The sequence below is a fragment of the Clostridium sp. OS1-26 genome, from assembly GCF_030915445.1.
Classification (GTDB): domain Bacteria; phylum Bacillota; class Clostridia; order Clostridiales; family Clostridiaceae; genus Clostridium_AM.
The window spans coordinates 1,242,281-1,254,877 of sequence record NZ_CP133264.1 but is presented as its reverse complement, the minus strand read 5'-3'; the positions used below and the strand labels follow the sequence as shown (position 1 = coordinate 1,254,877).

Genomic DNA, 12,597 nt, shown 5'->3' with positions numbered 1-12,597 from the left:
TATCATATCATGAAGTGTATAACATAAAGGGGTGATAATATGATATGTGACTTATGTAAGCAAAATGAGGCCACTGTTCACATAACTAAAATATTGAATGGAGATAAAAAGGAACTAAATTTATGTGAAAAGTGTGCTAAGGAAAAAGGAGAATTAACTTTTTATAGCCCTATAGATATCTCTTCATCATTTACCTTTCAAAATATATTGAGCGGAATAATGGAACATGTAGGCAATGTAGGTAAGGATGCGAAAAGCCCATATAGTTATTGTGAAAATTGTGGAACTACCTATAGTGAATTTAAACAAAGAGGATTGGCTGGATGCAGTGAATGTTATAAAAGTTTCAGTGGAATGATAAATCCTATTATAAAGAGAGTTCAAGGAAATATTGAACACACCGGAAAGATTCCTAAAAAGTTAGGTAGGCATATAATTGAAAAGAAGAAATTATTGAAATTAAAGGAAGACCTCCAAAAGGCCATAACCGCAGAAGAATACGAAAAGGCTGCAGAAATAAGAGATTTGATTAGAAAGATACAGAATAATCAAAAATAGGAGGCTATATCAAGTATGGAAAATTGGATAAATTATCAAGGGAAAAGAGATGACCTCGTATTAAGCAGCAGAATAAGACTTGCTAGGAATATTGACAAAATGCCTTTTCCACATAAATTAGGCACGGAAAAGGGAAGAGCGATAGTTCCAATAGTTGAGGATGCCTTTTACAGATCAGTTCATATGAGAGAGGAATATGTAACTAAGTATTTATACGATATAGATATAATTGCAAATCAGGTTTATTTGGAGAGACATTTAATAAGCAAAAACTTAATCAATAATAGTGATAAGACAGCTTTTATAATAGATAAAAATGAGACTGTAAGTGTCATGATAAATGAGGAAGATCATATAAGAATCCAGTGCATAACATCTAGTTTGAATCTGGAAGAAGCATATGATTTAAGTAATAAAATTGATAATTTACTTGAAGAAAAGCTGAGCTATGCTTTTGATGAGAAGCTTGGGTATATAACATCATGTCCTACTAATATTGGAACAGGACTTAGAGCATCTGTTATGATTCATCTCCCAACACTCTCCTTAAATAACAAGATGAACGGAGTTATAAATGCAGTCTCACAAGTTGGCATGACAGCAAGGGGATTATATGGTGAAGGTTCCAAGGCTTATGGCAATATATATCAGATATCAAATCAAGTTACATTAGGCCTTAGTGAAGAAGAAATTATAAGTAACTTAGAAGCAGTTGTAAAACAGATTATTAATGAAGAAAATCTTTTAAGGGAAGATCTAATTAAAAATTATAAATATGAAATAGAGGACAGAATCTATAGAGCTTTAGGTACGTTGAAGTCTGCAGTACTATTAAACTCAAATGAATGTATAAAACTTTTATCAGATGTAAGATTAGGCATGGAAATGGGAATAATTAAAGATGTTGATAATGTTATATTAAACAATCTTCTTGTAGATACGCAAGCAGCATCTATACAACAAATTCATAAAGAAAAATTATCAAATAAAGGAATAGAACTTAATAGAGCTAAACTTATTAAAGAACGATTAGCTAAAATGATATTATGATATTAAGGGAGGTTATTTTAACATGATGTTTGGAAGGTTTACTGAAAGAGCACAAAAAGTTCTTTTTTATGCTCAAGAAGAAGCACAAGCTCTTCAACATGGGTATGTTGGAACAGAGCATATTTTACTAGGAATATTAAGAGAAGACGGAGTAGCTAAAAAATTTTTAAACGATATGGGCATTAATGTGGAGGCTGTAAGAAATTTAGTGGAAGAATATGAAGGTAAAGGGGATATCGACTTATATAAAAATGAGATTCCACTTACCCCTAGAACCAAGAGATTATTAGAATTAAGTCTACTTGAGGCTAGGAACCTAAACCATAATTATATAAGTCCGGAGCATATATTATTAGCGCTTATAAGAGAAGCAGAAGGAGTTGCATTTACAATACTAAATAACTTAGGTGCTGACTTTGATAAATTAAGAAAAGGGCTAATTGACAATCTTTCAGGAGAACAATCAGCAAGTACTAGTGATTTAGGTAAAGCAAATAATGAGCCAACTCCTACGTTAGATCAGTTTGGAAGAGATTTAACTGAAATGGCCAAAGAAGGAAAGCTTGATCCAGTAGTGGGTAGAGAAAAGGAAACACAGAGAGTTTTAGAAATTTTATGTAGAAGAAGTAAGAATAATCCATGTTTAATAGGAGACCCTGGTGTAGGTAAAACTGCAATAGCAGAAGGATTAGCACAAAGAATAGTGTCAGGAAACATTCCTGAAATACTCAGAAATAAGAGAGTTGTAACATTAGATTTATCTTCAATGGTCGCAGGATCAAAATATAGAGGTGAATTTGAAGAAAGACTAAAAAAGGTCATGGATGAATTAAGAAAGTCAGGAAGTGTTATATTATTTATTGATGAAATTCACACTATAATAGGTGCTGGTGCAGCCGAGGGTGCTATAGATGCTTCTAATATATTAAAGCCTGCATTGGCTAGAGGAGAAATACAATGTATAGGTGCAACTACTATAGATGAATATAGAAAATATATAGAAAAAGATGCCGCTTTAGAAAGAAGATTTCAGCCAATTATGGTTGGAGAACCTAATAAGGAAGAGGCTGTGCTTATATTGAAGGGATTAAGAGATAAATATGAAGCACACCATAGAGTAAAGATTACAGATGAGGCTATAGATGCGGCAGTAAATTTATCAGATAGATATATTACTGATAGATATTTGCCAGATAAAGCAATAGATTTAATTGATGAAGCAGCAGCTAAAGTAAGAATTGAAAATTTAATAGCGCCACCAGACTTGAAAAAACTAGAAAGCGATCTTGAGAAAACTACCAAAGAGAAAGAAGACTCAATAAGGGTTCAGGATTTTGAAAAAGCAGCAAGATTAAGAGATAAAGAAAAAGAAATAAAAGATAAGTTAGAAGGATTGAAAGCTAACTGGAACACCAAGAAAGAAGTTTCAAACCTTACTGTGAGTGAGGCGCAAATAGCGGCAGTTGTTTCAAAATGGACTAATGTTCCGCTAGAAAAGCTGACTGAAAGAGAATCGGAAAGATTATTAAAACTAGAAGAAATTCTTCATAAAAGAGTAATTGGTCAGGATGAGGCTGTAAAGTCTATATCAAGAGCTGTAAGGAGAGCTAGAGTAGGACTCAAGGATCCAAAGCGACCAATAGGATCATTTATATTCTTGGGGCCAACAGGGGTAGGAAAAACAGAGCTCTCAAAGGCGTTAGCAGAAGCAATGTTTGGTGATGAAAATAATATGATAAGAATAGATATGTCTGAATACATGGAAAAGCACACAGTATCAAGATTGGTAGGATCTCCTCCAGGATATGTTGGTTTTGATGAAGGTGGTCAATTAACTGAAAAGGTAAGAAGAAATCCTTATTCTGTTGTGTTGTTTGATGAGATAGAGAAAGCTCATCCAGAGGTATTTAATATTCTTCTACAGATACTTGAGGATGGAAGACTCACAGATAGTAAAGGAAAAACAGTCAATTTTAAAAATACCATAATAATAATGACATCTAATGTTGGTGCATCTACTATTAAAAAGCAAAAATCAATGGGATTTGCTTTTGGAGATGAAGATGTGAAGCAGAATGAATACGAAAAGATGAAGGAAAATATAATGGAAGAGCTTAGACGCTCATTCAGACCTGAATTTTTAAATAGAATAGATGATATCATAGTATTCCATCAACTTCAAGAAGAAGATCTAAAACAAATTGTAAGATTGATGTTAGATACTGTATCAGAAAGATTAAAAGAACAAGAAATTGATATTAATTTTACAGGAGAATCAGAAGAATTACTTGCAAAAGAAGGTTTTGATCTAACATACGGTGCAAGACCTCTTAGAAGAGCTATAACAAAAACTGTAGAAGATAAGCTTTCGGAAGAAATGTTAAAAGGTAATGTTAAAAAAGGAGATAAGGTAGTTGTTAGTGTAAAAGACGGACAATTAGAATTCAATAAAAGTTAATATTTAATTAAGTAAAAACAATGTGTAAAGGTTAGGCGTTACACATTGTTTTTTAATTTTTTTTAAATTTTATTTATTATTGACAACATTCGGTCTCAATACTGTATAATTATATTTTGTATAGAAGGAGATGGTTTTAGTGGCGAAAAATAAGACCACGTTTGTTTGCCAAGAATGTGGGTATGAATCCCCTAAGTGGTTAGGGAAATGTCCAAATTGTAGCACATGGAATAGTTTAGTTGAAGAAATTAAATCAGTAAATAATTTTGCATTTAATCCATTAAAGTCTGGAAGTGTTCCTAAAAATATAACTAGTATAAAGTCTAGTGAATATGAAAGATTTGATACGGGAATAACAGAACTAAACAGGGTTTTAGGAGGAGGACTAGTTAAGGGTTCTCTTACATTGATATCTGGAGCACCAGGAATAGGAAAATCAACGTTGCTTTTACAGACAGCTAATAATATATCACAAAAGTATGGAAAAGTTTTATATGTGTCAGGTGAGGAGTCCGAGGAACAAATAAAAATGAGAGGAGATAGACTCGATACAATATCGGAAAATCTTTATGTGGTTTCAGAAACAAATCTAGATCAAATACAGGAACATATAGAAAACACAAAGCCTGTATTCGTAATCATAGACTCTATACAAACTCTTTTTAAGCAATCAGTTAGTTCTGCTCCAGGAAGTGTGTCTCAAGTTCGAGAAAGTGCTAACGATATTATGCATATGGGGAAGAGCAAAGGCATATCATTTTTTATTGTGGCGCATGTTACTAAGCAAGGTGAATTAGCTGGGCCTAGAGTACTTGAACATATGGTGGATACAGTTTTGTCTTTTGAAGGGCAAAGAACAGAGGAGTTTAGAATATTAAGAACCTTGAAGAATCGTTTTGGAACTACTAGTGAAATTGGAGTTTTCGAGATGAGGGAAAGTGGGCTTGAAGAAATATCTAATCCATCAGAAGTATTTCTTGAAGAAACTGAGTTTCAAAAAGAAGGTTCAGTAGTTATAGGTGTTATGGAGGGAACGAGACCAATTTTAGTTGAAATACAAGCCTTGGTCAGTGAAACAAAGGCAGTTATGCCTAGAAGAACTGCAGTAGGGGTAGATGCTTCTAGGCTAAATCTTATACTAGCAGTTTTGGAGAAAAAACTTAAAATACCATTTTATAATTCAGATGTTTATATAAATGTTGTTGGTGGACTTAATATTGAAGGAACATTTGGAGATTTAGGGCTTGCATTGGCGCTTATATCAAGTGTAAAATCTAAAGAAATAAGTCTAGAAAAACTATTAGTGGTTGGAGAAATTGGGTTAACAGGCGAAGTAAGACCAGTATCCTTTTGTGATAGACTTGTAAATGAAGCACATAAAATGGGATTTAAGAATGTAATAATACCGATGAGAAACTTGGAGAAGATAAGAAATAGGAATATTAATAGTATTTCTGTATCATCTCTTAGAGAAGCGGTAAATAAAGTATTTTAATATAGGGTGATTATGTTGAGATTAGAAAAAGATAAAGAACTAATGAGTATACTTAAACTGTTAGCTCCAGGCACACAACTTAGAGATGGGCTTGAAAATATACTTAGGGCTAAGACAGGTGGACTTCTAGTATTGGGCGACAGCGAGCATATATTAAAAATTGTTGATGGAGGATTTACAATAAACTCTGAATATAGTCCTTCATATGTATATGAGCTTGCAAAAATGGACGGAGCGTTAATTCTTAGTAGTGATCTGAAAAAAATTGTATATGCAAATGCTCAGCTTATTCCGGACTCAAGTATTCCTACTTTTGAGACTGGGACTAGACATAGAACCGCAGACAGGGTAGCTAAGCAAACAGGTGCTATAGTTGTTGCCATATCTCAAAGAAGGCATATAATTACTGTGTATAAAGGGAGTATTAAATATGTATTAAGAGATAGCAGTATAATTCTGGGTAGAGCTAATCAGGCTATTCAAACTTTAGAAAAATATGTAGCAGTTTTAGATAGAGTTGTTAGCAACCTAAATATACTTGAGTTTCAAGATCTAGTAACTTTATTTGATGTGATAACTGGAATTCAGAGGACTGAGATGGTTATGAGGATTGTACTAGAAATTGAGAGATATATATGTGAGTTAGGAAACGAAGGAAGACTTATTTCAATGCAATTGAATGAGCTTATAAAAAGTGTAGAACAAGATGGAATACTGTTAATTAGAGACTATTGTCAAAATAACATAGATTTTAATGAAGTATATAAGCAAATACAGGCAATGACCTCGGAAGAGATACTAAACCTAGAATATATATCAAAAGCGTTAGGATATGTAGGTGCACCATTAGTAGATACACTTATATCACCTAGAGGATATAGAATGCTAAATAAAATACCTAGAATACCAACTAACGTAATAGAAAATCTAGTGAAAAATTTCAAGGAACTTAAGGGTGTAATGGAAGCGTCCTATGAACAGTTAGATAAGGTTGAGGGAATCGGAGAAGCAAGAGCTAGAGCTATAAAAAATGGACTTAGAAGGCTTAGAGAGCAAATTATGATAGATAATAATTTTAGCACAAAATAATGTCAAACATTATTTTGTGCTAATTTTTTATCTAAATGTATACTTTCCTAGGGTATTTATTTTATCATATTCCTTTATAAGAATATCATATAAGTTTAAATCGAGAATATTACAAAGGGATGTTAAGTAAAATAGATTATTTCCAATTTCGCGCTCAATTACATCTCTGCAATTATCACATAATTTACCATCAGTGTGGGTTTGTAGACAGTCTTTCAAGGATTCTATATTAATATCATCATTATCTTCAGGCATTTGTTGTTTTTTCGCAGTAACATTTATACAACCACAACTTGTGATTGATTTTGCAACAGCTCTGTTTGTTCTTCCATTAGATTCTTGAAATTTAGTTAGTATATCTAAAATACTTTTGTGTCTTATTAGAGAATCATTTACTGCGTTCTGGAAATCATCAAAAATTACATCTTTCATGAGGTTCAACTCCTTATAAAGATTTAAGTAAAGGTTCATAGATTAATTATAATTTTTTTCAGATAATTTTGTCAATAAAGCATAGTACGAATTTTACATTACTCCTATATAATAAATCAAGAACACTTTTATGGATAGGGGGATTATAATGTTAAATTGTGGACAAAAAGTATTTGTTCCGAATTATGGGGCAGGTATTATGAAGGATTTAGAAGATAAAAAAAATTACGATATAAATAAGAAATATATAAGCATATCTTTTTTGCTTAATGATATAGATTTATTTATTCCTGAAGATAAGATCGCAGGGTATAGAATTAGGAGTATTATAAAAAAAGAAGAATTGGATATGGCTATGGATATAATTAGTAATAAACCAATAGATATTGAAAAAAAATGGAGTAAAAGATATAGATTAAACAATGATAAAATTAAGAGCGGTGATTTATTTAAGATGTGTGAGGTTATAAGAGATTTATATTATCTAAAAAATCAGGGAATGCTGCCACCAGGTGAGAAGAAAATACTTTGTAATGCAGAAAATATGGTGGCAAGCGAAATAGTGTTAGTTTTAGATATAACTATGGAGGAAGCATTAACTCAAATAAGAACTTTAGGTAAATAATTTATTAAAAGATTTAACTTTTATTGAAAAAAATAATTTATTAATATATATTAGATATTAATAGGATTTAAAAATGAAAAAAATGTTAATAATTTTAAAGGAGGTGAGTAAATGCTAAAAAAATTATTAAGGGGACTTTTTACAATAATAGGGTTATTACTAGGTTACTTAATAGGGGATGAAGTAATCCGCACTAATTATTTCTCAAACTCAGGGTACTTTAGTAATAGTCCTATAAAAACAGTGCTATTTTTAATTCTGTCAACAGTACTTTTTGGAATCATATTATTTTTAATATCGCCTTGGATTAATGGACTCATAATTAAAATCATGGACTATATTGAAAAAAGTATACAAAAACTGCCGGCAACTGAAATATTATTTGGCACTATGGGAGCTATAATTGGTCTTGCAGTAGCTGCATTATTTGTAAATCTTTTAGCCCGTATACCTATTATAGGGGCAGTATTAGCCGTTGTTGTGGCTGTTATCATGGCCGCTTTAGGTGCAAATATAGCTATAAGAAGAAGAGAAGAGTTAATAAGTCTAATCTCAAGTATTGGTATAAAAAAGGCCGCTCCAGGAAAAGACAAGAAGTCTAAAGGTGACTACAAGGGATACCCTAAGGTTTTAGATACATCTGTGATAATAGATGGAAGAATATTTGATATATGCCAGACAGGATTTGTTGAAGGATCTTTAGTTATACCGACCTTTGTGTTGGAAGAGCTAAGACATATAGCTGATTCCTCTGATGGGTTAAAGCGAAACAGAGGAAGAAGAGGTCTTGATATATTAAATAAAATACAAAAGGAACTAAATATAGATGTTCAAATATACGAAAAGGACTTCCCTGATATAGCAGAGGTAGATAGTAAATTATTAAAGCTTGCTCAAGTTTTGAATGGAAAAGTTGTAACCAACGATTATAACTTGAATAAAGTTGCAGAGTTTCAAGGAGTTCCGGTTTTAAATATAAATGAGTTAGCGAATGCTGTAAAACCTGTGGTTCTACCAGGAGAAGAAATGAGGATACAGATAATTAAAGATGGAAAAGAATCAGGCCAAGGTGTTGCCTACCTAGATGATGGTACCATGATAGTAGTAGAAGGCGGAAGAAAGTATATAGGTGAAACCAAGGATGTAGTTGTTACATCAGTTTTACAGACAGCGGCAGGAAGAATGATTTTTGCAAAACAGAAAGAGGAAGCTTAATATGGGTAAAAATTGTGTAATCATAGTGGCTGCAGGGAGAGGTAAAAGAATGGGAACTGATGTTAATAAGCAGTTCCTGAATATAAAAGATAAGCCAGTAATATATTATTCTTTAAATACTTTCTCAGATAATAAGTTAATTGACGAAATTGTTATAGTATGTGCTGAAGATGAGATGGAATATTGTAAAATAGAAATTGTGGAAAAGTACAAGATTGATAAAGTATCTAAAATAGTTGCTGGAGGAAAAGAAAGACAAGATTCTGTTTATAATGGATTAAGAGCTATAAAAGATTGTGAAATAGCTCTCATACATGATGGTGCAAGGCCTTTTGTCACTGATAAGATTATTGAAGAAGGAATAAAGTACGCTAAACAATATGGTGCATGTGCATGTGGAGTAATACCGAAGGATACAATTAAAGTTAGAGACGATCAAGGGATTTCCACTGGTACACTTGATAGAAATAGTCTTTTTTCAGTTCAAACGCCGCAGTGTTTTAAGTATAATATGATTTTAGAATGTCACAGAAAATTAAGTGAAGATAGCATAAGCGTAACCGATGATACTGCTGTTACCAGCTATTATGGTAATATTGTTTATCTTTATGAAGGAAGCTACGACAACATAAAAATCACGACGCCTGAAGATTTATATGTTGCAGAAGGTATAGTAAAGAGAATTAAAAAAGAGGGTTAAAATAGAATAAAAATTTATAATATTTTTTAATATAAGCATGCTTGTGCATGCTTATATTATTTTAGGCAATAATTAATAAATAAAAATAATAATAAGGGTTAAATAAGTTATTATAATATGTTAAAATGTTTAAGTGATTAGGTTAGTTGAATAATGTAATTTATTTTTACATATACAATTTTAGTACTTAAGGCAAAGGTCTAAATATATAACTATATAATATCCAATCAGGGGGTAGAAATTAATATGAAAGTTTTTAATACTATGACAAGAAGAAAAGAGGAATTTATACCTTTAACAGAGGGAGAAGTAAAGATGTATGTATGCGGGCCTACTGTATACAACTTTTTTCATATTGGAAACGCAAGAACATTTGTTGTCTTCGATACGGTAAGAAGGTACTTTGAATATAGAGGCTATAAGGTTAAGTTTATACAAAACTTTACAGATATAGATGATAAGATGATAAAAAGAGCTAATGAGGAAAATATTACTGTAAAGGAATTAGGAGATAGATTTATAAAAGAATATTATAAAGATGCAGATAACCTAAATATAGAAAGAGCTACAGTGAATCCAAGAGCCACTGAGTATATAGGAGAAATAATTAGCTTTGTAAAAGACTTAATAGATAAAGGATATGCTTATGAAACAAATGGTGATGTATACTTTAACACTAAAAGATTTAATGATTATGGAAAGCTATCAGGTCAAAATTTAGAAGAACTTCAAGCAGGAGCAAGGATTGACATAGATGAAAGAAAAAAAGATCCTATGGACTTCGCTATCTGGAAAAGTCAGAAACCAGGAGAACCGGCATGGGAAAGTCCATGGGGAATGGGAAGACCAGGATGGCATATTGAATGCTCTTGTATGGCCCACAAACTATTGGGAGAAACTATAGACATTCATGCTGGAGGATCAGATTTAGCGTTCCCACATCACGAAAATGAAATAGCACAAAGTGAGGCTAGAACTGGTAAGCCTTTTGCTAAGTACTGGATGCACTCAGCTTTTGTTAATGTAAATAATCAAAAAATGTCAAAGTCATTAAATAACTTTTTTACAGCAAGAGAAATACTAGAGAAATATGAATCGGATGTAATAAGATTATTTATGTTATCTGGACACTACAGAACTCAGATAAATTTTAGTGTAGAACTGCTAGAATCAACAAAATCAGCACTAGATAGACTATATAATGCTGTTTCAATCTTAGAAAGTCTATTAGATGAAGTTAAAATAGAGCAATTATCAGATAATGAAAAGCATTATATTAAAGATTTAGATTCATATAAAGAAAAGTATATAGAGAAAATGGATGATGATTTCAATACTGCAGATGCAATATCTATAATTTTTGATTTAGTTAGAGATATCAATACAAATTTGGGAGTTAACTCATCCAAAGAATTAGTTAATTATTCATTAAATTTAATAAGAGAATTAGGTAGCCCATTAGGAATACTTCAAAAATCAACTAAAGGAAGTTTAGAAGAAGAAATAGAAAAATTGATAGAAGAAAGACAACAGGCTAGGAAGAATAAGGATTGGGCGCTTTCAGATAAAATTAGAGATGATTTAAAAGCAAGAGGAATTGTGCTAGAAGATACACCGCAAGGCGTAAGATGGAAAAAAGCTTAATGTGCTTTGAAATAAAATAGAATGCCGAAAATATTTGGTCGTTTAATAATCTTTAGAATGGAGAGTTTGGATGGATTTTAGCTTATTAAAAGGAAGATTCACTAAAGGTGATGTAAGACAGATGAATCCATTAGTACTGGCTTTTATCGGAGATGCTATATATGAGGTTTTTGTAAGAACTTATTTAGTAGATAAAAATAGAGATATGTCCGTACATAAACTTCATGTGAAGGCAATTGGATTTGTAAAAGCTCATGCACAAAGTGAATTTATTAAAAAACTAGAGGAAGAACTAACTGAAGAGGAAATACACTTCTTTAAAAGGGGTAGGAATTCTAAATCAGGAACTATTCCTAAAAATGCTGATGTTCAAGAGTATAAATTTGCAACTGGATTTGAAACCCTGATAGGTTATTTATATATTACTGAACAGGTAGATAGGTTAAATTATTTGTTAGAAATGATAATAGAATTAAGTGTTAATGGGGGGAATATAAATGGCTCTTAAAGTTAGGTTAATAGAACATACACCTAATCCTGAAAAAGTTATAGCAGCATCAGCTAAACTATGCTATAGTGCAGTTGGTGTGGACGAAATAGAAAAGAATTTAGATGAGGATAAAGCATTAAAATTTTTGAATATGTTAATGTCATATGGACATGAATCACCTGTAGAACATGTATCCTTTACTTTTGCTATAGAAGGAGTTTCAAGGAGTTTAACTCACCAACTTGTAAGACACAGATTGGCATCATATTCTCAGCAAAGTCAAAGATATGTAAGACTAGAACAATTTCAGTATATAATTCCTCCAGAAATAGAAAAAGATAATGAAGTAAGAAAAATATTTATTGATTCTATGGAAAGAAGTCAAGAGTCCTATAGTCAGTTAACTGAAATTTTAAAAGATAAACATATAAAAAATGGAATGGATCCGATTGCAGCAGAAAAAAGAGCAATTGAAGATGCAAGATATGTTTTCCCCAATGCATGTGAAACTAAAATAATGGTAACAATGAATGCTAGAACTTTAATGAACTTTTTTAAGCATAGATGTTGTAATAGGGCACAATGGGAGATAAAAGCACTTGCAGATGAAATGCTAAAACAAGTAAAAGATATAGCGCCTATACTCTTTAAGTATAGTGGACCATCTTGTTTGAACTCTGCATGTCCAGAGGGTAGAATGACCTGTGGAAAGATAGAAGAGGTTAGAAAAAGCTACAGTATTAAATAGCAAGTATTTATTAATGAAAGAGGTAATAGTGTGAAAGATACAAAGAAAGTATTTAAAGATAAAAGAGCAAAAAATGATAGAAGCTTTAAACAA

At 31.7% G+C, this 12,597-nt stretch carries 12 protein-coding genes; 11 read left to right on the top strand and 1 reads right to left on the bottom strand.

Going from position 1 to position 12,597, the window contains the following annotated elements; all coding sequences use genetic code 11:
• Positions 1 to 39: 39 nt before the first annotated feature.
• The 5 genes from RCG18_RS06230 to disA all read left to right on the top strand — a co-directional run bounded on the left by RCG18_RS06230 (position 40) and on the right by disA (position 6,650).
• Positions 40 to 558 carry a UvrB/UvrC motif-containing protein gene (locus RCG18_RS06230; protein ID WP_308040507.1) on the top strand — a complete coding sequence of 173 codons (519 nt, stop codon included), beginning with the start codon at positions 40 to 42 and terminating at the stop codon, positions 556 to 558.
• Between the two features lie 15 nt (positions 559 to 573).
• On the top strand, positions 574 to 1,608 hold the full coding sequence (locus RCG18_RS06225; protein ID WP_308040506.1) for a protein arginine kinase: 1,035 nt from the start codon (positions 574 to 576) through the stop codon (positions 1,606 to 1,608).
• A 22-nt stretch (positions 1,609 to 1,630) separates the two neighbouring features.
• A complete protein-coding gene (locus tag RCG18_RS06220) occupies positions 1,631 to 4,066 on the top strand; it encodes an ATP-dependent Clp protease ATP-binding subunit (RefSeq protein ID WP_308040505.1) in 2,436 nt (811 codons plus the stop codon).
• Between the two features lie 139 nt (positions 4,067 to 4,205).
• Complete coding sequence (gene radA / locus RCG18_RS06215) at positions 4,206 to 5,561, top strand: DNA repair protein RadA (RefSeq protein ID WP_308040504.1); 1,356 nt, start codon at positions 4,206 to 4,208, stop codon at positions 5,559 to 5,561.
• Between the two features lie 15 nt (positions 5,562 to 5,576).
• Positions 5,577 to 6,650 carry a DNA integrity scanning diadenylate cyclase DisA gene (gene disA, locus RCG18_RS06210; protein WP_308041970.1) on the top strand — a complete coding sequence of 358 codons (1,074 nt, stop codon included), beginning with the start codon at positions 5,577 to 5,579 and terminating at the stop codon, positions 6,648 to 6,650.
• Between the two features lie 27 nt (positions 6,651 to 6,677).
• Here the strand turns inward: disA and RCG18_RS06205 are convergent, their stop codons facing one another.
• Positions 6,678 to 7,082, bottom strand: a complete 405-nt coding sequence (locus tag RCG18_RS06205; protein ID WP_308040503.1) for a DUF1573 domain-containing protein — start codon at positions 7,080 to 7,082, stop codon at positions 6,678 to 6,680.
• A 148-nt stretch (positions 7,083 to 7,230) separates the two neighbouring features.
• On the opposite strand from RCG18_RS06205, the gene RCG18_RS06200 reads away from it, so the two are divergent.
• The 6 genes from RCG18_RS06200 to thyX all read left to right on the top strand — a co-directional run bounded on the left by RCG18_RS06200 (position 7,231) and on the right by thyX (position 12,504).
• The gene (locus tag RCG18_RS06200) at positions 7,231 to 7,707 is read left to right on the top strand and encodes a CarD family transcriptional regulator (RefSeq protein ID WP_308040502.1); all 477 of its coding nucleotides are present in this window, start codon (positions 7,231 to 7,233) and stop codon (positions 7,705 to 7,707) included.
• Between the two features lie 111 nt (positions 7,708 to 7,818).
• On the top strand, positions 7,819 to 8,922 hold the full coding sequence (locus RCG18_RS06195) for a PIN/TRAM domain-containing protein (protein WP_308040501.1): 1,104 nt from the start codon (positions 7,819 to 7,821) through the stop codon (positions 8,920 to 8,922).
• Position 8,923: 1 nt separating this feature from the next.
• A complete protein-coding gene (gene ispD / locus RCG18_RS06190; RefSeq protein ID WP_308040500.1) occupies positions 8,924 to 9,622 on the top strand; it encodes a 2-C-methyl-D-erythritol 4-phosphate cytidylyltransferase in 699 nt (232 codons plus the stop codon).
• Positions 9,623 to 9,868: 246 nt separating this feature from the next.
• The gene (gene cysS / locus RCG18_RS06185; RefSeq protein WP_308040499.1) at positions 9,869 to 11,266 is read left to right on the top strand and encodes a cysteine--tRNA ligase; all 1,398 of its coding nucleotides are present in this window, start codon (positions 9,869 to 9,871) and stop codon (positions 11,264 to 11,266) included.
• 70 nt (positions 11,267 to 11,336) lie between these two features.
• Positions 11,337 to 11,774 (top strand): ribonuclease III domain-containing protein, encoded by a 438-nt coding sequence (locus RCG18_RS06180; RefSeq protein ID WP_308040498.1) that lies wholly within the window; start codon positions 11,337 to 11,339, stop codon positions 11,772 to 11,774.
• Positions 11,764 to 12,504, top strand: a complete 741-nt coding sequence (thyX, locus tag RCG18_RS06175) for an FAD-dependent thymidylate synthase (RefSeq protein WP_308040497.1) — start codon at positions 11,764 to 11,766, stop codon at positions 12,502 to 12,504. Before RCG18_RS06180 ends, thyX begins: the two co-directional genes overlap by 11 nt.
• Positions 12,505 to 12,597: the final 93 nt, after the last annotated feature.